The following is a 20610-nucleotide window of genomic DNA, read 5'->3' as shown; positions in this document are numbered from 1 at the left end:
AAGCCGGAATGCGATAGCGGGCGATCCAGCGGATTGTCTGCGGCGAGCTTGGGGGAGTGAGCCAAATCGCAGGACGGACGACATTGCGGTGCGTCTGGGGGGAGGCGCCGCAATGTGACACGGTGGCCCGGGCCGGCCCACGGGTCGGCCCCTTTTATTCCACCCGGCGTCTGTGACCGCTCGTGTGGCGGTGCGACTCGGCGTCGGGGCAAGGGAGTCTCGCATGTCGGAATTCAAGACGTCCGCCGATCTGGCCGCCTGGCAGGCAGCCGCCGTCAAGGCCGCACCGGGTGGCGATCTGGCCAAGCTCAACTGGGTCACGCCCGAGGGCATTACCGTCAAGCCGCTCTACACGCGCGCCGACATCGCCGATCTCCCGCACACCGATACCTTGCCCGGCTTCGCGCCGTTCGTGCGGGGGCCGCAGCCTACGATGTACGCCGCGCGGCCCTGGACGATCCGCCAGTACGCCGGCTTCTCCACCGCCGAAGAATCCAACGCGTTTTACCGCAAGGCGCTCGCCGCCGGCGGGCAGGGCGTGTCGGTGGCCTTCGATCTGGCGACCCACCGTGGCTACGACTCCGACCACCCGCGCGTGGTGGGTGACGTCGGCAAGGCCGGCGTGGCGATTGATTCCGTCGAAGACATGAAGATCCTGTTCGACGGCATCCCGCTCGACAAGATCAGCGTGTCGATGACGATGAACGGTGCGGTACTGCCGGTACTCGCCGGCTACGTTGTCGCGGCCGAAGAGCAGGGCGTGTCGCAGGATCAGCTTTCGGGCACGATCCAGAACGACATCCTCAAGGAGTTCATGGTCCGCAACACCTACATCTATCCGCCGACGCCGTCGATGCGGATCATTGCGGACATCTTCGGCTACACCGCGCAGCACATGCCGAAGTTCAACTCGATCTCGATCTCCGGCTACCACATCCAGGAGGCAGGGGCGAACCAGGCGATCGAGCTGGCCTTCACGCTGGCCGACGGCATGGAGTACGTGCGCACCGGCATCAAGAGCGGGCTCGATGTGGATGCCTTCGCCGGGCGCCTGTCCTTCTTCTGGGCGGTCGGCATGAACTTCTATCTCGAAGTCGCCAAGATGCGCGCCGGCCGGCTGCTGTGGCACAAGATCATGCAGGGCTTCGGCGCGAAGAGCGCGAAGTCGATGATGTTGCGTACCCACAGCCAGACTTCCGGCTGGTCGCTCACCGAGCAGGATCCGTACAACAATGTCGTGCGCACCACCATCGAGGCGATGGCGGCGGTGTTCGGCGGCACGCAGTCGCTGCACACCAACGCGCTCGATGAGGCGATTGCGCTGCCGACCGAGTTCTCGGCCCGCATTGCACGCAACACGCAGATCATCATCCAGGAAGAGACCCACATCTGTAACGTGGTCGATCCCTGGGCCGGCTCCTACATGATGGAGACGCTCACGCAGGAAATGGCCGACAAGGCGTGGGCGCTGATCGAAGAAATCGAGAAGATGGGTGGCATGACCAAGGCCGTCGAGTCCGGCTGGGCCAAGCTGCAGGTCGAGAAGTGCGCGGCCGAGAAGCAGGCCCGCATCGACTCGGGCAAGGACGTGATCGTCGGCGTCAACAAGTACAAGCTCGCGAAGCAGGATGCAGTGGATATCCTCGACATCGACAACACTGCGGTGCGTGAATCGCAGATTGCTCGCCTCAAGCAGGTTCGCGAGCGTCGCGATGGAAGCCGCGTGCAGGCCTGCCTCGATGCGCTGACACGCTGTGCCGAAACCGGCGAAGGCAATCTGCTTGCACTGGCGATCGACGCGGTGCGCGCGCGCGCCACGGTGGGTGAAGTGTCGGATGCGCTGGAAAAGGTGTGGGGCCGCCACCGCGCCAATCCGCAAACGGTGAGTGGGGTGTACGGAGGCGTCGTGGAAGGTCAGGAAGACTGGCAATCGCTGAAGGGCGAGATCGAGACCTTTGCCGCCGAGCAGGGGCGTCGCCCGCGCATCATGGTGGCCAAACTCGGGCAGGACGGTCATGACCGCGGGGCCAAGGTGGTGGCATCCGCCTTTGCGGACATGGGCTTCGATGTCGACGTCGGCCCGCTCTTCCAGACGCCGGACGAAGCCGCCCGCCATGCGGTGGAGAACGATGTGCACGCGATTGGCGTGTCTACGCTCGCGGCCGGCCACAAGACGCTGGTGCCGCAGCTCGTCAGCGCATTGAAGGCGCAGGGCGCGGACGACATCGTCGTCTTCGTGGGCGGCGTGATCCCGGCGCAGGACTACGACTTCCTCTACAACGCGGGTGCGGCGGGCATCTTCGGGCCGGGCACGCCGATCCCTGCTGCGGCGCGCGAGGTGCTCGCGCAGATTCGCAAGCGGCTTGGCTGAGCAGAGGGCGCCCCGCGTGGACGCCGCCTTGGAAGTGTTCGTCGCCCGCTTGCTCGCTGGCGAGCGGCGCGCGCTCGCCAAGGCCATCACGCTGGCCGAATCCACCCGTGCCGACCACCGCGCGCAAGCCGATGCCTTGCTGCAGGCGGTGCTGCCCCGAACCGGCAAGGCGCTGAGGCTGGGCATCTCGGGCGTGCCGGGGGTCGGCAAATCCACTTTCATTGAAGCGCTCGGCCTGTGGCTGATCGCGCGCGGCCATCGCGTCGCGGTGCTGGCGGTCGACCCCAGTTCCAGCGTCACCGGCGGCTCCATCCTCGGCGACAAGACGCGCATGGAAGGCCTCTCACAGCGTATCGAGGCCTACATCCGGCCCTCGCCCTCGTCGGGCAGCCTGGGCGGCGTGGCTGAACGCACGCGCGAAGCGATGCTGCTATGTGAAGCGGCGGGTTTCGACGTTGTGATCGTCGAAACTGTGGGCGTCGGGCAGAGCGAAACGACCGTGGCCGGCATGACGGATCTTTTCTGCCTGCTGCAGTTGCCGAATGCCGGCGACGACCTGCAGGCGATCAAGAAAGGCGTGATCGAACTGGCCGACCTCATCGTCATCAACAAGGCGGATATCGACCCGAACGCGGCGGCGCTGGCGCAGGGGCAGATCCGCTCTGCGCTGACGATGCTGCGTCCGCAGAACGCCGCGTGGACGCCACCGGTGCTCACGCTTTCAGCCTTGCGTCAGGAAGGTGTCGCATCCTTCTGGGAAACGGTGGAACGCTATCGCGACACGATGCAGGCGAGCGGCGATTTCGAGGCCAAACGCCGGGCGCAGGCGGTGGCATGGATGTGGGCGCTGATCGAGAGCGGGCTCAAGGCGCGCTTCGATGCCCATCCCGCGGTGCGCGCCGCCTTGGGCGCGCTCAGCGAAGCGGTGGAACGTGGGGATACAACGCCGGGCGCAGCAGCTGGGGAGCTGTTGCGTCGGGCTGCGCAGTAAGGGCGGGGCGTCGGCCGTATCGAACGGCGCCGCGTCGGGGGACGCATCGTTGCGGGCATGGCCGGCAGCGACACGACAATCTGGGGGAACACATGCACGACATCATTCGTCAGCTCGAAGAGAAGCGCGGTGCCGCGCGGCTCGGCGGCGGGCAGAAACGCATCGAGGCGCAGCACGCCAAAGGCAAGCTCACCGCGCGCGAGCGCATCGAACTGCTGCTCGACGAAGACAGCTTCGAAGAGTGGGACATGTTCAAGGAACACCGCTGCCACGATTTCGGCATGGCGGAACAAACAGTGCCCGGCGATGGTGTCGTCACCGGCTACGGCACCATCAACGGCCGCATGACCTTCGTCTTCTCGCAGGACTTCACCGTGTTCGGCGGCTCGCTGTCCGAAGCGCATGCCGAGAAGATCTGCAAGATCATGGACCACGCGATGAAGGTCGGCGCGCCGGTCATTGGTCTCAACGACTCCGGCGGCGCGCGCATCCAGGAAGGGGTTGCGTCGCTGGGCGGCTACGCCGAAGTGTTCCAGCGCAATGTGCTGGCCTCCGGCGTGATCCCGCAGATCTCGCTGATCATGGGGCCTTGCGCGGGCGGTGCGGTGTACTCGCCGGCGATGACCGACTTCATCTTCATGGTGAAGGACAGCTCCTACATGTTCGTCACCGGCCCCGAAGTCGTAAAGACGGTGACGCATGAAGAGGTGACCGCGGAAGAGCTGGGCGGCGCGCTGACGCATTCGTCGAAGTCGGGTGTCGCGGATCGCGCCTACGAGAACGACGTCGAGGCGATCCTGATGACGCGCCGGCTGGTCGACTTCCTGCCGGCGAACAACCGCGCCGGCGTGCCGGTGCGCCCGACCACCGACAGCCCGGACCGCATGGACGATTCGCTCGACACCCTGGTGCCGGACAATCCGAACAAGCCCTACGACATGCGCGAGCTGATCATCAAGATCGTCGACGAGGGCGATTTCTTCGAGCTGCAGCCCGAGTACGCGAAGAACATCATGATCGGCTTCGCGCGCATGGAAGGCCGTACCGTCGGCATCGTCGCGAACCAGCCGCTGGTGCTCGCCGGCTGTCTCGACATCAAGAGCTCGATCAAGGCCGCGCGCTTCGTGCGCTTCTGCGACGCCTTCGGCATCCCGGTCGTCACCTTCGTCGATGTGCCGGGCTTCATGCCGGGCACGACGCAGGAATACGGCGGCATCATCAAGCACGGCGCCAAGCTGCTGTACGCCTACGCCGAATGCACTGTACCGAAAGTCACCGTGATCACCCGCAAGGCCTACGGCGGTGCGTACGACGTGATGAGCTCCAAGCACCTGCGCGGCGATGTGAACTTCGCGTGGCCGAGTGCCGAGATCGCGGTGATGGGCCCGAAGGGCGCGGTTGAAATCATCTTCCGCGAAGAGAAGGGTGACCCGGCCAAGCTCGCCGCGCGCGAGCAGGAGTACCGCACCAAGTTCGCCAACCCCTTCATCGCGGGTCACCGCGGCTACATCGACGACGTGATCATGCCGCACGAAACGCGCAAGCGGATCTGCCGCTCGCTCGCGATGCTGCGCGACAAGAAGCTCGAGAACCCGTGGCGCAAGCACGGCAACATTCCGCTCTGATTGCGACGGGGAGAACCGAACATGTTTGAAAAGATCCTGATCGCGAATCGCGGTGACCAGTCGCGCAGCGACGCAGCGGCGAAGCCAAATTGCATGGTGCGCGAAGCGCATGCAGGCGATTTCTCCGCGGAGGCACGCCATGTTTAACAAGATCCTGATCGCGAACCGCGGGGAAATCGCCTGCCGCGTCATCAAGACCGCACGCAAGATGGGCATCAAGACCGTCGCGGTGTATTCCGAGGCGGACCGCGATGCGCGCCATGTCGAACTGGCGGACGAGGCGGTGTGCATCGGCCCGGCACCGTCGAAGGAGTCCTACCTCGTCGGTGACAAGATCATCGCCGCCTGCAAGCAGACCGGCGCCCAGGCGGTACATCCGGGCTACGGCTTTCTGTCCGAGAACGAGGACTTCGCGCGCCGCGTCGAGGAAGAGGGCATCGTCTTCATCGGCCCCAAGCATTACTCGATCGCCGCCATGGGCGACAAGATCGCATCGAAGAAGCTCGCGCTTGAAGCCAAGGTCAACACCATCCCTGGCTACAACGATGCGATCGACACGCCCGAGCAGGCGGTGAAGATTGCGCAGGGCATCGGCTACCCGGTCATGATCAAGGCCTCCGCGGGCGGTGGCGGCAAGGGCTTGCGCGTTGCCTACAACGACCAGGAGGCGCACGAGGGCTTTGCCTCCTGCCGCAACGAGGCGCGCAACGCCTTTGGCGACGACCGTGTGTTCATCGAGAAATTCGTCGAAGAACCGCGCCACATCGAGATCCAGGTGCTGGGCGATGCGCACGGCAACACGGTCTATCTGTGGGAGCGCGAGTGCTCGATCCAGCGCCGGCACCAGAAGGTGATCGAAGAGGCGCCCAGCCCCTTCCTCACCGAAGAGGTTCGCCGGGCGATGGGCGAGCAGGCGGTGGCCTTGGCGAAGGCGGTGAAGTACCAGTCCGCCGGCACGGTGGAGTTCGTTGTCGGCAAGGACATGAGCTTCTACTTCCTCGAAATGAACACCCGCCTGCAGGTCGAGCACCCGGTGACCGAGATGATCACCGGCCTCGATCTGGTCGAGCAGATGCTGCGTGTGGCGGCGGGCGAAAAGCTTGCCTTTACGCAGGACGAGATCAAGCGCGACGGTTGGGCGATGGAGTGCCGCATCAACGCGGAGAACCCTTTCCGTGGCTACTTGCCATCGACAGGGCGCCTGGTGACCTACCGTCCCCCGCAGGAGATGCCGGGTATGGTGCGCGTCGACACCGGGGTGTATGAGGGCGGCGAGATCTCGATGTATTACGACTCGATGATCGCCAAGCTGATCACCCATGGCGCGAGCCGAGAGGAAGCGATCAGCCGCATGCGTTCGGCACTCGATGCCTTCGTGATCCGCGGTGTCGCCAGCAACATTCCGCTGCAGGCGGCGCTGCTGCGCCACCCGCGCTTCCGCTCCGGCAATTTCACCACCGCGTTCATTGCCGAGGAGTACCCGAGCGGCTTCACCGGCGCGCCGGCGGAAGATGCCGAGCTGAGCCGCATGGCCGCGGTGGCCGCCGCGCTGTATCGCCGTACCGACATGCGGGAGACCGAAATCTCGGCGCAGCTGCCGGGCCACCCGCGCAAGGTCGGCAAGCAGTACATCGTGCAGATCCGCGACCGCTGCTTCAGCGTCGAGCTGGAAGACATCGAAGGCGGCCAGCGTGTGCGCTGTGGTGATTTGCGCCACACGCTGGTGGGCGACTGGGTTTTCGGCGCGCCGCGTTTCGAGGGCTGGATGGATGGCGAGCCGATCGTGGTGCAGGTGCAGCGCCATGGCTGGCACTGGAAACTCTTCCACGCAGGCATCAATGTCACTGCGCTGGTGTTGGCCCCGCGCGCGGCCGAGCTGCTTTCTTTGATGCCGCGCAAAGCCCGGCCCGATCTGTCGAAGTACCTTTTGTCACCCATGCCGGGCTTATTGACCGATCTTGCTGTTTCGGTTGGTCAAGAGGTCAAGGCAGGGGAAAGGCTCGCAGCCATCGAAGCAATGAAAATGGAGAATGTGCTGCGCGCCGAACAGGATTGCGTGGTCGCCGAGGTGCTCGCCAAACAGGGCGAGAGCCTGTCAGTGGATCAGCCGATCCTGCGCTTCCGATAAGCGTGCCAAGCGCCACAGCCCGAGTTGCCAAAGAGCGGCCGGGTCACCAAAGGAATCAAGGGGGAGGGGAGCCTGCAGTTGGGCTCCCTCTTTTGGGCGGGGCCGGCCCCTAAGCCGGTCCCCTCTTTTTACTGCAGCGTAGTGGTAGCACCCCCTTCAGGAACGGCCGCCTTCGGGCGGCCGTTCGCATTTCTGGCGGCAGCGCGTCCGGTGCGGCGGTGTTACCGGGGAACGAGCGTCTCAGTCCGTCGCGTCGGACGCTTGCCCCAGCTGCGCGCGAATGCGGCTCAAACCCTGCCGTGAGCGCGAAACCAGTTGGCGTGCGAGGCGACCCTGATGGCTGGCGAGGCGTTCGGCTGCTTGCCCTTCAAGGATCATCGGCCGCAGCGTGTTCTCGGCTGTCTCGTGGAAGGCCCGGCCGATGCGTTCGAGTTGCTGCGTGAAGGAGCGTTCCGCCTCTTCAAGCTGCTCGCGCAGCGCGCGCTCGAAGGCCTCGCGCTTATGCTGCAGTTCCTTGTCCTTGCGCCGTTGCGGATCGCTGAACCACTTCACCAGCCCCGCCACAACCATCGCGCCACCGACCAGCGGTGCAGCAGGTGCGACCAGCGGCAACACCGCGGCGCTGCCGAGCAGGTAGGCCGCCGCGCCGGTGCCGACAATCGACAAGGCTCCGGCGCCCAGCGTCAGCTTCGCGGCATCGTCCACCACGTTTGCCACCCGCGCGCCAAGCCGCAGCGGCGGAATCAGCTGGGCGTACTGCGTGTGGTGCTGGCGTTCGAGGATCGAGACGCGCGTGAGTTGCATGTCTTCCTGGAACAGGCGCAGATCCTCGTACATCAGCCGCAGCGCTTCCTCGCGGCGGCCGATCGCGCGGGTCACGCGGCGCTCGATGTCCTTGCCGAACTGGCTCTGGCCGATGCTCTCCCAGACCCGCGCCTGGGTCCAGTCGTCGGTCTTGAGGCGTTCTGAGGCTTCCAGCACGAAGCCGTTGCCGGCGTCGTGCACCAGTTCGTCGATATCCTCGCGGAAGGTCTGTCGCTCGAACGCGATGCGTGCGTCGACCACGGCCAGCCTCTGCCCGATCTGGCGGCGCAACTGCTCCGCTTCAGTGGTCAGCGCGCCCGCGGCTTGCCGCAAGTTGCCGGCCTGGTCGACGCGTGCAGCCACCTGGGCTTCGAAGGCGTCAATTCGCTGCAGGGCGTTCGCGCAGGCCTGTTCGACTTGCCGACGCAGTTCGCCAGCGTCCAGCTGGCGGTCGAGGTAGGCCTCGAGCGGCGCGCGCAGCGCGGTATCGCCGGTCAGGTGGATGCAATCTTCGGTCAGAGCGACGAGACCTTCGCGGTCGAGCAGGCGCTTGGAGCCGCGCGTCATGCGGGTCCATAGCGGGGCATCTTGGCCGTTGGAGCCAGCGTCAAGGTCGGCCGGGGAGAGCGGGTGGCCAAGCGCATCGGCGAAGCGGGTGACGATGTCGCGGCTTCGCTCCCCTTGCAGGCGCAGCAGCGGCAGGGCCGCGTCGAAGGCTGCCGCACGCAATGCGGTGTCGGTGTTGCTGCTGGCCTGCTGCAGGTCGGCGAGCGCCACGGGCAGCGGCACCGGATGCTCGACGCCATGTAACAGCAAGGCTGCGCTGAGTGCCGAATCGGCAGTGCGGCGCACCAGTTCGTCCAAAGCGGCGAACTCGGCGAGGCTGACGTCGCCATCCTCCAGCGCGACCGCGCAGATCGCACGCAGGAAGGCTGACGGGAAGCCACGGTCGGAGCGCAGATGCTCGTCGAGATCCGGTTCGGGCATCGACAAGGCCGGCAGCGCTGGCGTTGAGCCGGGGTTCGGGCGTGGTGTCATGTCTTCACTCCGCAGCAGGGACGACGTCATGCATGGCGCCGCGGCCCGGCGTCACGCGGGCCGAGCGGCGATGATACGCGGCTTGTCGGGGGGTGACTGCGGCCGGTGCTAGCTGCGCGCGAGCGCGTCGAACGCCGCTACAACCTCCGGTGGGGCTTGCACAAGCTCGATCAGCACACCTTCGCCGCTGAACGGGGTGGCCTCGTTGCCCTTGGGGTGGATGAAGGTGATGTCGAAGCCTGCAGCCCCCTTGCGGATGCCGCCCGGCGTGAAACGCACACCCTGGGCCGAGAGCCATTCGACGGCGCGCGGCAGGTCGTCGATCCACAAGCCGATGTGATTGAGCTGGGGCTCGTCCACGCGCGGTTTCTTGGCCGGGTCGATCGGCTGCATCAGGTCCACTTCGCAGCGAGCCACACCGACGCCCATCACGAAAATGTCCTCGTCCACGTTTTCGCGCTCGCTGCGGAAATCGCCGGTCTTTTCGAGGCCGAACAAGGTGCCCCACAAGTGGGCGAGGCGGGATTTGTCGGCGGCACCAATGGCAATCTGCTGGATGCCGAGGACGCGGAATGGACGACTCATGACGCACTCCTTCGTGACGAAATCCAGCCACTCTAGCGCTGCTGGCTTACATGCGGCCGACACAGCGCAAATGCCTGCGGAAATCGCGTATTGCCGTGACGCAGCGCCTCACGCGAGCATGAACGCATGGATGGCATTCGCCTGCTTGCCCCCGATTTCGCCCTGATTCTGCTCGGCGTCGCGCTGCGTCGTCTGGCCGGCTTTCCGTCGGCGTTCTGGAGCGGGCTCGAACAGTTGATCTACTTCGTGCTGTTCCCGGCCCTCTTGTTCTCCGCGCTGGTACGCAACCCGATCGAAGCGGGCGCCGCATTGCCGCTGTTCGGCGCCGGCTTGGGCACGATGGCCTGCGGCGTCGTGCTTTCAGTACTGTTTGCGCGGCTTGGCCAGCACACGCCGCTGGAAGCGGTTTCGCGCGCGCAGTGCGGCTTTCGCTTCAACACCTACATCGGCCTTGCCGCGGCAGGTAGCGCGTTGGGTCAGCCGGGGCTGGCGACCATGGGGCTGCTGTGTGGCATGACGGTGCCGTTTGCGAACGCGGCGTCGGTGGTGCTGCTGGCGCGGCACGCGCAGACGCGGCTGCTGCCCGAGCTTGTGCGCAACCCCTTGATTCTCGCGACGTTGGCTGGGCTCGCCTGCAACCTGCTCGGCTGGCACCCGCCGGCGGCGGCCGATGCTGCGCTGTCACGCCTCGCACAAGCTTCAGTGCCGATGGGCTTGCTCGCCGTGGGGGCGGCTTTGCGTTTCAAGGGAACGCGGGTTTCGCCGGTGCCCGCTGCCGCGGTGCTGGCGGTTAAGCTCGCCGCGCTGCCACTGATTGCGTGGTTCGCTGCCCAACTCTTCGGATTGAGCGGAACGCCGCGAGCGGTGCTGGTGCTCTGGGCGGGCCTGCCGTCAGCGTCGTCCGCCTATATCCTCGCGGTGCGGCTGGGCGGCGACGCGGCCGGGGTGGCGTGGTTGATTTCAGTCTCCACGCTGATTGCGATGCTCAGCTTGCCGCTCCTGCTGGCGCTGGCGGCCTGAGGCGTTCAGGTCTGCTCGAGCGGTGGGCGGCTCAGCGCGAGCCAGCGCTGTACCGATGGGCGTGTCCACTGATGGGCGGCGTAACGCGCCAGGGCGGCGGGGACGGCGTCGCCATTGAGCACTAAACGGTTGAGCATCAGCGCGAGGTCGACATCGGCGATCGACCATGCGTCGAACAGGTTCTCGCCACCGTGCGCCAGCAGCACCTCGGCGGCAGCGAACAGCTTCTCCGCCGCCGCGGTGGCGGCCGCCGATAGCGGCGCCGGCGTCGGCCGGTAGAAGATCACCTCGGTCGAGCGTTCCTGGCGGATGGCCATCAGATCACTGCGCAGCCACGCCTGCACCTGGCGTGCGCGCGCCCGCTGGCGAGGCGCCGTGGGGTAGAGCGCTGCACCGGGATAGGCTTCGTCCAGATACTCGGTGATTGCCGAGGATTCCGACAGCGAAAAGTCGCCATCGACCAGGGTCGGAACCCGTTGCGACAGCGATCTGCGCGCGTAGTCGCCGCCGCGGTTCTCGCCGGCCGCGAGGTCGAGCGTGCGCATCTCGAACGCAAGCGATTTTTCGTGCAAAGCGACGAAGGCGGACATCGCGTAAGGCGACGCGAATTGCGTGTCGACGTAGAGCAGCATCGGGATTCTCCGTCGGATCAACAGAACAGCGTTAGCACGCCGGTGTAGCCGTAGAGGCGCTCACCGAGCAGTTCGCCGGAGGCGAAGAAGCCTGCGAGCGGAATGTTGCCGAAGACGCGTTGGATCGCTTCAACCTCGCTGTCGTCGCGTTCGAACAGCGAACCGCCACGGCCGGTGCAGCTGACGTAAAGCGCGGCCTTCGGCGCCGACGGGCAGCGCTCGCGCAGCGCCAGCAGCATGGTGTCGAGATCGTGCGTGGCCGAGTCCGCATCGCGACGCACGAAGAACACCTGCTGGCCTTCCTCGGCCAGGTCGTCGATCGCCAGCCGCCCGCCGTTCGGGTCGATGCCGATGATGTGGCGCACGGTGTAGTGGCGCGGGTCCGCTTCATCGGACAGCGCCAGTTGCACGCCCCGTGCGGCGCGGCGCAAGTCATCGCGGTAGAGCGGGCTGACGGCATCACGGAACACCGCCACCGAGCGGCGGCCATCAAGGCGGCCGATCAGGTTGTCCTCAACTTCGGTCGCAACGCGGGCGGGGCCGAGTTGGCGACAGCCTTGCGAGAGCTCACCCAGGATCGCGATGCGGCGATCGAAGGCAACGCCACACAGGCCGCCGGTGAAGGCCGCGTCGGCAATCAGCAGGTTGCCGTCGCGCCCGCTCGCCATGCCGCCCGAGAGGTGCAGGCCACTGAGCTTGCCCGCCATGTCGCGAACCAGATCCGGCATGTCCGGCGTGGCCGGATCAGCGTGCACGATCGCCGAGTGTGCGGCGAACTCGCGGGCGTTCGGCAAGGGTGCTCGACCGGAGAAGACGCGGAAGCTATCCGGCGGCAGTTGTGCGACCAACAGGCTGATGCCCGGCGCGTCGAGCTGTGCGCCTTCGCGGCCGATAAGGCCCAGTGCGCTGGCGCCGACCCAGTGTGTGACCCCGGTGCGCGCCTGCAGCGCTTGCAGAATCGCGTCCACCTCGGCGTTGAAATGGTCGGACCAGTAACAGAAGCCCAGGTTGGCGCCCGCCGGCAGCGCGAGGCGCTCAAGACAGGTGTCGAGCGCGAGGTGCCAGTCCGCTGCCAGCGCAAAGCCGCTTGCGAAGCGGCTTTCCGATACGCTCACTGCTTGTCCGCGGACTTGCGCGCGCGGCCCTTGCGCGGCGGCTCGGCCGGCGGGGTTTCAGGCGCGGCTTCGGCCGGCTTGCTCGCCTGCACCAGATTCCAGGGCCACAGCGTTGCGGGATTGAACGGGTTGGCTGCTGCCTCGCCGCTGGCGGCAGGTGCCGCGGCCTCTTCTGCGCGCGCGTTCGCGGCGGCGGCCGCTGCGGCACGGGCGCTCTCGCCCATCGCCTGCATCGCGGCGAGCGTGGCGCGCTGCACTTCCAGCCCCTGGATCGTGGTCTGCAGCATGTTCAGGTTCATCTTGAGCCAGCCCTCCACCGCCTTCAGGTCGGTGATGCGCTTCTCAAGTTCGCCCACATCCAGCGTCGGTGCGACCATGCCCGGCAGGGCAAAGCCCATCTGGCCCCACAGGTTCTTCATGAACTCGAGTGGATCCTGCATCGTGTGTTCGCCGCTCATTGCGCTCTCCGGTGTCGTGCGAGGTAGCGTTCGATCATAGCCCAGCGAGCGGGGGGCCGCCGGTTGTCAGTCCTGCTCGTTGAGCTCGCTTGCCAGCGCGGCGCGCTCAAGCGCGTCGGCAACGTCGTCGTGCGGATCCTCGAAGATCGCCAGCACCTGCTTGGCAAAGGCACGGGCGCTGTTGTTGAGCTGCGCCGGCAGATCTTCCGGCACGCGTTCCTGCAACAGCAGCTTGGACGAGGACAGCGCGAAGAACGGCGGCAGGATGCGTTCGCGGAACTCCAGCGGCAGCGTGTCGATCAGCCGCGTTGCTGCATCGAGCTGGAAGCGGTTGCGCGGCCACTGCGAGGGGAGTGCCCAGGCCTTGGGCAGGAGGTCGAGATCGCGCATCACGGTGCGCAGATCCTCCGCCGAATCGCGGAAGGGCAGCAGCACCACATCGGACATCTGGTAGAGCAGGATGTCGGTCTCGGTGCGGTTGGCGCCGCCGTCCAGCACGCCGATCCAGCTCTTCAGATCGCGCAGTTTTTCGACCACCTTGTTGCGCGCAACCGGCGAACGGGCGTCGGCCACGACATAGCGTCGCCCCTGCGGCGACAGCGGCTCGCGATCCTCGTCGGTCATCACGCAGGCCGCGCGCCGCCCGAGCAAGGTGAGGCCGTGGCTGAGCGTGTGCGACAACGTGGTCTTTCCGGTACCGCCCTTGTTGCCGATGATGCAGATGATTTCTGCCATGGTGTTCAGGTCTCCGGGCCGCTGGCGGCTTGGGCTCAGCGGGCTGTGTGCTGGGTCGGATTGCGTTTGTGCTTGCCCTGCCGGGTGGGCCATATCGGCCGTCGGCGGGGTACGTCTTCCTCTTTAACGGCACCAACCGTGTAACAGTAAAGCTGAGTTTTTCGTCGGTCGTCCACCTGCAGCACGCCGCTGGATTCAACATCCGGCACCGGGAATGAGTTGCTGACCAGCACGCTTCCCGGCCGCATCTCGGCGCGCGCCTTGTCCCACACCTCGGCCATTGGCACCGGCGACAGGAAGGCATAGACGACGTCGTAGCCCGACCAATCCGCCGCAAAGAAGTCGCCGCGCGCGAGATCCGCATTCGGAATGCGCCGAGCGAGCCAGGCCGCGAGCGCCGCCGGGCCGGGTGCGGCTTCGATGCCGTCCACCTGCGACTCCGGCCGCAGACGCGCGAACGCACGCACAAAGCTGCCGGTGCCGCTGCCGATGTCGAGCACGCGCATGGGGCCGTCCGGCAGCGCCTCGGCCAGCGCCGCGACCGTGCGGCGGTTGGAGAGGAACAACGGCACCTGGGTGCGGAAGCTCGTCCAATACACCAGCGCGAGCACGGCGAAGGCAACGGCCCATACCCAGCGTGGCAGCCCGAGCCCACTGACCACCAGCACCGCCGGCACGAAGACCAGATGTAGCGGCAGCCACCAGCGGTCCATTCGCATCAGCGCCGCGGTCAGCGCCGCGAACACCCCTTGCAAGCAGGCCAACGCGAACAGCGGGAAGCCGAACAACACGCCGGTTTTGGCGAACAGCGCAACGCAGCAGGCGCCGATCAGTTGGGCGACGAGGGCACGCGTGGCAGGAAAGGTGGGCGTCTGCATGCCCGCATGGTTCCCGAATTCGGTGGGGGCAGGCAAGCGGCGGCGGTTATCCGGACGACCGGGCTCGCGCTGTAGCGCGCGCAGTGATCGCCTTCGCTCGGTTCAGGCGACGTGCACTTCTGCGTCGCCAGCCAAGTGCGTGCGATTGCGGCCCGCCGCCTTGGCGCGGTAGAGCGCCGCGTCTGCCCGCCGCAGCCAGGCGGTCGCGTCGTCGTCCTGCACGCGGAAGTCTGCTGCGCCAATGCTGACAGTGAAGTGAATCGGCCCGGCGGCACTGCGCAATTCGGTCTGCTCGATGCGCAGCCGGATGCGTTCTGCGAGGAATTCGGCGCCCGGCGCATCGGTCGCCGGCAGGATCACGATGAATTCCTCGCCGCCGAAGCGGCCGATCGAATCGGCGCCGCGTGTCGATTCGCGTATCGCCGTGGCAACGCTGCGGATCACTGCGTCGCCAACCGCATGGCCATAGCGGTCGTTGATCTGCTTGAAGTGGTCGATATCCAGGATCAGCAGGCTGGAGGGCTGCTCGCCGAAACGCTTGGCGCGCTGCCAGGCTTCCTGCAGCAGGGCGTCGATCGTGGCGCGGTTGTAAAGCCCGGTCAGCCCGTCGGTACGGCTCAGCACCGCGAGTTCGCTGTTGGCTTGCTCCAGGCGCGCGACGAGGCGGTCGGTCTCATCCATCCAGCGTACGAACACCTTGTAGCCGAAGAGGCCAACGAACACCACGATCAGCGCGAAGACCCAGAAGAACACCCAGGTGGTCGAGAGCATCACCTCCGCCGCGGCAGGCAACAAGGCAAGCTCGCCGCTGCGCAGCGTTTCGTCCACGCGGCCGGCACCCATGCTCAGGCTCAGGAAGCCATAGCCGACGACACCCGCCACCACCGCAAGCGTGAGGCGCAAGGCAAGGCGGCGCGGGTCTGCCGACTCATGGTGCAGCAATGCAGGGCGCCTTTGCTGCCATTGCTCGATCGCCGGCCAGCCCAGCATCAGCAGCGGCGCAACAATCGCGATGCCTTGCACGAAGGCGCCCAACCACCAGCCCTGCCAGATCGGCAATTGGCCAATCGTGTCGATGCGGTTGGTGTAACACCAGATCAGCGCGCCGGCCGAGCTGAATACCCCTGCCACGAAGCTCATCTGTACGTAGAAAAGCCACGAGCGCAGGGAACGCAGCGCGCGCGACATGCCCATGGCGCGGTAGCCGAGGCTCAACACCGCAAACCCCAGCGGATTGGCGCAGGCGAACAGCAGCGCCCAATGTGGTGGCATGCCGGCGTACAGCGCCAGCACAAGGGTCGCCAGGTAAGCAGGTACGGCGCCCCACCACCAGCCGAAACACAGCGTCCACAACTGGCAGATGAGCAGCGGTGGATAGATCGTGATGAATACCTTGACGCCGCCGAACAGCAATGGAATGCCGGACCAGCCCCAAGCCACCGTGGCGAGGCCGAATGCGACGCTGACGGCGATGGAGGCGAGCCAGGCGCCGAAGATCAGGAAGCGTTCACGCTGCGTGCCGTTTAGCAGCAGCGCGCGCATCGACACCGCGCCATAGCGCGCACTGTCTGGGCGCGCGGTTTCGCGCTCGGGTGGGCTGGCGGGCGTCGGCGGCAGGGTCGTCATCGGCACGGGTGTGAGTGGCGAACGGGCGCAAAGCCGGCAAACCGGCTTGACGCGATGCAGTCGGCAGGTGGCCGCTTATACGCGGCCACCTGTTGCTGATCTTATCGCCGAACCGTGCTGCAGGACATGCCCCGCGCTGTCGTGCCGCGACGACAGACGCCATTGAGACGCGGGGCGGCCAGCCCCGCGTCCTTCAGGCCGCTTCGACGGACTTGAGCGCGGGGCGTCCGCCCGCTTCGGACTGGCTCCAGCGCAGCCACAGCGCCTTGCGTTCGCGCTCCACCTCGGCAAGGTTGCGGTCCTTGATGTAACCGAAGCCGCGGATCTTTTCCGGCAAGCCGGCGATCTGCAACGCCAGATCCAGCTTCTCGGCGGTTAGCTCGGCCGCCAGGCGTTTGATGTCGGCCTCGTATTCCGCGATCAGCGCGCGTTCCATGCGCCGTTCGCGGGTGTAGCCGAACACATCGAAGCGCCCCCCGCGCAGCACCTTGAGCTTGGCCAGGTACTTGAACGCAGTCAGCACCCAGGCGCCGTATTCGATCTTGCGGATCTTGCCGGTGACCGGGTCGGGCTTTGCCCACAGCGGCGGCGCGAGGTGCAGCTTGACGCGGTAATCGCCGTCGAAGGTCTCGGCGACCCGCTCAAGGAAGGCCGGGTCGGTGTAGAGGCGCGCGACTTCGTACTCGTCCTTGTAGGCCATCAGCTTGGCCAGATTGCGCGCCACCGTTTCGGCGAGTCGTGTACTGCCCAAGGCCGACTCGGCGCGGCGGACGGCCTCGACCCTGGTGCGATAGCGTTCCGCCCAGGCCACGTCCTGATAGGCGGTGAGGAAGGCGACGCGCGAGCTCAGCAATTCGTCGAGCGTCTGCGTGGGCTTGAGCGGGATCACCGGTGCCGGGAAGGCGATGCGCTCCACCGCGCTGCGGTCGTGCGCGGCGCGCCGCCCCCAGGCGAACGCAGCCTTGTTCATGTCGACGGCCACCCCGTTCATTTCGATCGCCCGCATCAGCGCGGCTTCCGACACCGGTACCAGCCCGCGCTGCCAGGCATAGCCGAGCAGGAACAGATTGGTTGCGATGCCGTCACCCATCAGCGCGGTGGCCAGTTTCTGCGCGTCGAGGAAGTCCACCGAGTTCGGGCCGATCGCATCCGCAATCGCAGCCTGCATCTTGTCGAGCGGGAACTGCCAGTCCGGATTGTGCGCAAACTCTGACGTTGGCGACTGGGCGCAGTTCACCACCGCACGGGTCTTGCCCAGGGCCATTTTTGCGAGCGCTTCGTCCGATGCCGAAACGATCACGTCGCCACCGATCACGGCGTCCGCTTCCCCGGCCGCAACGCGTACCGCATGCAGGTCTTCCGGCCGATTCGCGATCCGCACGTGCGAGTAGACCGAGCCACCCTTTTGCGCGAGGCCCGTCATGTCCAGCACCGTGACACCCTTGCCGTCGATATGCGCCGCCATGCCGATCAGCGCGCCGATTGTCACGACACCGGTGCCGCCCACGCCGGTGATCAGAATGCCGAACGGTTGTGCGGTGTCCGGCAGCCGTGGCGCCGGCAGCGCGAAACCCTCCGTAGCTTGGCCGGCGAGCGCGCGCCCTTTGCGTACCTTGCCGCCTTCGATCGTCACGAAGCTCGGGCAGAACCCGTTGAGGCAGGAGTAATCCTTGTTGCAGGCCGATTGGTCGATCGCACGCTTGCGGCCGAATTCGGTTTCCACCGGTACGATCGCCATGCAGTTCGATTGCACGCCGCAATCGCCGCAGCCTTCGCATACCGCTTCGTTGATGAAGGCGCGGCGCTGCGGGTCTGGAAAGCTGCCGCGTTTGCGCCGGCGCCGTTTCTCGGCGGCGCAAGTCTGGTCGTAGATGATGGCCGAAACCCCCGGCAGCTCGCGGAATTCGCGCTGCACCGCATCCATTTCGTCGCGATGCCGCATCGGCACATGGTCCAGATCGCTCGGGCCATAGGCGCGCTCGGTGCCATCGGTGACGACGACCAGGTTATGCACGCCTTCGGCTTTCAGCTGGGCAACGATCATCGGCACCGTCAGCGGGCCGTCGATTGGCTGGCCGCCTGTCATCGCAACGGCGTCGTTGTAGAGGATCTTGTACGTGATGCCCGGCGCCTTCTCGTTGCCGAGGGCCGCGCGCTGCAGCGCCGCGACCGACTGCCGCACCGCCAGCAGGCCGGAGTGGAAGTAGGTGCCATCGCCGAGGTTCGCGAACACATGGCGGGTATTCGTAAAGGGCGCCTGGCCGACCCAGGTCACGCCTTCTCCGCCCATGTGCGTGAAGGTGGTCGTGTTGCGCCCGTGCATCCAGGTCACCATGTAATGGCAGCCGATGCCGCCGACGGCGCGCGAACCCTCCGGCACCTTGGTCGAGGTGTTGTGTGGGCAGCCGGGACAGAAGGTCGGCACTCGGTCGATCGCGAACACCTTTTTCGCCAGCGCCTGCTCCTTGGCCTCGAGGAAGGCGAGTCGCGCCTTCATGCGATCGGAGGTGTGGAAGCGCGCGATTCGGCTTGCGATCGCGCGGGCGATCATCGCCGGCGTCAGCTCGCCGGCCGCGGGCAGCAGCCAGTCGCCATGCCACACCTTGCCCTGGCCGCCCACCTCAAAAGCCCACTCACCTTTCTCGTCGAACTTCCCAACGACACGCGGGCGGACATCCTCGCGCCAGTTGTAGAGCTCTTCCTTGAGCTGGTATTCGAGCAACTGACGTTTCTCCTCAACCACCAGGATCTCGTCCAGCCCCTCGGCGAATTGGCGCAGTCCTTCGCACTCCAGCGGCCACACCATGCCGACCTTGTATAGCCGGATGCCGATCTCGGCCGCAAGCGCTTCATCAATACCCAGATCGTCCAGCGCCTGGCGGACGTCGAGGTAGGCCTTGCCCGAGGTGATGATGCCCAGCCGTGGCTGCGGCGAATCGATCACGATGCGGTTGAGCCCGTTGGCCCGGCAGTAGGCGAGCGCCGCGTACAGCTTGTAGTGCAGCAGGCGCTTTTCCTGCACCAGCGGGGGATCCGGCCAGCGGATGTTCAAACCGTCCGGCGGCAGCGTGAAGTCAGTCGGAATCTTCACGCTCACCCGGTGCGGGTCAATGTCGACGGAAGCGGAGGTCTCAACCGTGTCGGCGAGCGCCTTGAAGGCGACCCAGCAGCCCGAGTAGCGCGAAAGCGCCCAGCCATGCACACCAAAGTCGAGGTATTCCTGGACGCCGGCGGGCGCCAGCACCGGCATCATCATCGACTTGAAGAAGTGGTCGGTCTGGTGCGGCAGCGTCGAGGATTTGGCGGCATGATCGTCGCCAGCGATCACCAGCACGCCGCCCTTGGGGCTGGTGCCCGCGGCATTCGCATGGCGGAACACGTCGCCCGAACGGTCTACCCCGGGCCCCTTGCCGTACCACATCGAGAACACGCCGTCGTACTTCGCGCCGGGGTAGAGGTTGACTTGCTGGGTGCCCCAGACGGCCGTCGCAGCGAGGTCCTCGTTGACGCCGGGTTGAAAGACGATCTCATGGCTCTTGAGATGCGCCTTGGCCTTCCAGAGTGTCTGGTCGAGGCCTCCAAGCGGCGAGCCGCGGTAGCCCGATACAAAGCCGGCGGTGCTGAGCCCGGCCGCCCGATCCCGCTCCTTCTGGATCATCAGCAGCCGAACCAGCGCTTGGTAGCCGGTCATGAAAACCCGACCGGATGTGATCTCGTACTTGTCTTCCAGGCTCACCGCGCGTGCGGGGACCTGGGCGGCCGATGCTTCCGCCATGGGGCGTCTCCTCTACAAAAATCGTGTTTTTGCTCTGCCCGGCCGATCCCATCTTTTGAATGGGCAGCCTTGCGCTCGTGTCGAAACTCTCGACGCCAGGCGCAGATTGTCACGGCGAGTGCGCTACGCTGCGCCGCCGCAATGTCAGTCCTGAGACAGTTTGGGAATTCGCCTCGATGGAGGTCGTCAATCCACTATAGGAAGTGGGGCGGGAAGCGCCAATCCACGTCGGGGAGAGATGGCCCACGACGACTATTTTTCGCCTATTTCAAAAATCGGGTTGACAGAGCTTCTCTGTCTCTCTAAAGTAGCTGGCTTCGCACGGGGAGGGGTTCCCGAGCGGTCAAAGGGATCAGACTGTAAATCTGACGGCTCTGCCTTCGAAGGTTCGAATCCTTCCCCCTCCACCAAGTATTTCGGCCTTGTTGCGGTAGTAAGTGACAAGGCGGGCGGCGAAAGTCGTCGGCCTGCGGGTGTAGCTCAATGGTAGAGCAGAAGCCTTCCAAGCTTACGACGAGGGTTCGATTCCCTTCACCCGCTCCAAGTTATTGCAGTGCCCTTGTAGCTCAGTGGTAGAGCACTCCCTTGGTAAGGGAGAGGCCACGTGTTCAATCCACGTCAAGGGCACCATTCGTTTCTGTTGGCCCGGTGCAGGGAGATGTCCTCGCTCCGGGTTTTTATTACGACATCTGGGGTAGTGACATGGCCAAGGAAAAATTCGAGCGGACGAAACCGCACGTGAACGTCGGGACCATCGGTCACGTTGACCATGGCAAGACCACGCTGACCGCAGCAATCACGACCGTGCTGGCAGCCAAGTTTGGCGGCG

16 protein-coding genes and 3 tRNA genes are annotated in these 20610 nt (G+C 65.9%); 10 read left to right on the top strand and 9 right to left on the bottom strand.

Features of this window, described 5'->3' with window-relative positions:
• The first annotated feature begins 223 nt into the window (after positions 1–223).
• The 5 genes from scpA to accC all read left to right on the top strand — a co-directional run bounded on the left by scpA (position 224) and on the right by accC (position 7115).
• The gene (gene scpA / locus HH302_RS07540; protein ID WP_172200881.1) at positions 224–2371 is read left to right on the top strand and encodes a methylmalonyl-CoA mutase; all 2148 of its coding nucleotides are present in this window, start codon (positions 224–226) and stop codon (positions 2369–2371) included.
• Between the two features lie 16 nt (positions 2372–2387).
• Positions 2388–3362: a methylmalonyl Co-A mutase-associated GTPase MeaB gene (gene meaB, locus HH302_RS07535; protein WP_371814619.1), complete on the top strand. Its 975-nt coding sequence runs from the start codon at positions 2388–2390 to the stop codon at positions 3360–3362.
• A gap of 92 nt (positions 3363–3454) precedes the next feature.
• A complete protein-coding gene (locus HH302_RS07530) occupies positions 3455–4987 on the top strand; it encodes an acyl-CoA carboxylase subunit beta (protein WP_172200875.1) in 1533 nt (510 codons plus the stop codon).
• A gap of 21 nt (positions 4988–5008) precedes the next feature.
• A complete protein-coding gene (locus HH302_RS22600) occupies positions 5009–5134 on the top strand; it encodes a hypothetical protein (protein WP_256378331.1) in 126 nt (41 codons plus the stop codon).
• The gene (gene accC / locus HH302_RS07525; protein ID WP_172200872.1) at positions 5127–7115 is read left to right on the top strand and encodes an acetyl-CoA carboxylase biotin carboxylase subunit; all 1989 of its coding nucleotides are present in this window, start codon (positions 5127–5129) and stop codon (positions 7113–7115) included. The genes HH302_RS22600 and accC overlap by 8 nt, the downstream gene beginning before the upstream one ends.
• 240 nt (positions 7116–7355) lie before the next feature.
• On the opposite strand, the gene HH302_RS07520 is transcribed toward accC, so the two are convergent.
• Positions 7356–8957 (bottom strand): hypothetical protein, encoded by a 1602-nt coding sequence (locus tag HH302_RS07520; RefSeq protein ID WP_172200869.1) that lies wholly within the window; start codon positions 8955–8957, stop codon positions 7356–7358.
• Between the two features lie 108 nt (positions 8958–9065).
• On the bottom strand, positions 9066–9542 hold the full coding sequence (locus HH302_RS07515) for a VOC family protein (RefSeq protein WP_172200866.1): 477 nt from the start codon (positions 9540–9542) through the stop codon (positions 9066–9068).
• Positions 9543–9668: 126 nt separating this feature from the next.
• Between HH302_RS07515 and HH302_RS07510 the strand changes: the two genes are divergently transcribed.
• Positions 9669–10562: an AEC family transporter gene (locus tag HH302_RS07510; protein ID WP_172200863.1), complete on the top strand. Its 894-nt coding sequence runs from the start codon at positions 9669–9671 to the stop codon at positions 10560–10562.
• A gap of 5 nt (positions 10563–10567) precedes the next feature.
• Here HH302_RS07510 and yfcF read toward each other — a convergent pair whose 3' ends face one another.
• From yfcF to HH302_RS07475, 7 genes are all read right to left on the bottom strand, one after another.
• On the bottom strand, positions 10568–11194 hold the full coding sequence (gene yfcF, locus HH302_RS07505; protein WP_172200860.1) for a glutathione transferase: 627 nt from the start codon (positions 11192–11194) through the stop codon (positions 10568–10570).
• Positions 11195–11211: 17 nt separating this feature from the next.
• A complete protein-coding gene (locus HH302_RS07500; protein ID WP_172200857.1) occupies positions 11212–12309 on the bottom strand; it encodes an FIST N-terminal domain-containing protein in 1098 nt (365 codons plus the stop codon).
• Positions 12306–12767 (bottom strand): PhaM family polyhydroxyalkanoate granule multifunctional regulatory protein, encoded by a 462-nt coding sequence (locus HH302_RS07495; protein ID WP_172200854.1) that lies wholly within the window; start codon positions 12765–12767, stop codon positions 12306–12308. The genes HH302_RS07500 and HH302_RS07495 overlap by 4 nt, the downstream gene beginning before the upstream one ends.
• 66 nt (positions 12768–12833) lie before the next feature.
• Positions 12834–13502: a hypothetical protein gene (locus HH302_RS07490; protein ID WP_172200851.1), complete on the bottom strand. Its 669-nt coding sequence runs from the start codon at positions 13500–13502 to the stop codon at positions 12834–12836.
• Between the two features lie 35 nt (positions 13503–13537).
• Positions 13538–14380 carry a methyltransferase domain-containing protein gene (locus HH302_RS07485; protein ID WP_253946069.1) on the bottom strand — a complete coding sequence of 281 codons (843 nt, stop codon included), beginning with the start codon at positions 14378–14380 and terminating at the stop codon, positions 13538–13540.
• A gap of 102 nt (positions 14381–14482) precedes the next feature.
• A complete protein-coding gene (locus HH302_RS07480) occupies positions 14483–16006 on the bottom strand; it encodes a diguanylate cyclase (protein ID WP_172200849.1) in 1524 nt (507 codons plus the stop codon).
• A gap of 193 nt (positions 16007–16199) precedes the next feature.
• On the bottom strand, positions 16200–19781 hold the full coding sequence (locus tag HH302_RS07475; protein ID WP_172200846.1) for an indolepyruvate ferredoxin oxidoreductase family protein: 3582 nt from the start codon (positions 19779–19781) through the stop codon (positions 16200–16202).
• Between the two features lie 325 nt (positions 19782–20106).
• Between HH302_RS07475 and HH302_RS07470 the strand changes: the two genes are divergently transcribed.
• The 4 genes from HH302_RS07470 to HH302_RS07455 form a co-directional block, all read left to right on the top strand.
• Positions 20107–20191 (top strand) — tRNA-Tyr (locus tag HH302_RS07470).
• Positions 20192–20250: 59 nt separating this feature from the next.
• Positions 20251–20324 (top strand) — tRNA-Gly (locus HH302_RS07465).
• Positions 20325–20336: 12 nt separating this feature from the next.
• Positions 20337–20411 (top strand) — tRNA-Thr (locus HH302_RS07460).
• A 72-nt stretch (positions 20412–20483) separates the two neighbouring features.
• Positions 20484–20610: GTP-binding protein (locus tag HH302_RS07455; RefSeq protein WP_253946095.1), on the top strand; the 127-nt coding region annotated here is incomplete at its 3' end.

It is taken from the genome of Niveibacterium sp. COAC-50 (genome assembly GCF_013184235.1).
Classification (GTDB): domain Bacteria; phylum Pseudomonadota; class Gammaproteobacteria; order Burkholderiales; family Rhodocyclaceae; genus Niveibacterium; species Niveibacterium microcysteis.
The sequence above is the reverse complement of the archived record's forward strand: the minus strand, read 5'-3'. Positions and strand labels throughout refer to the sequence as shown.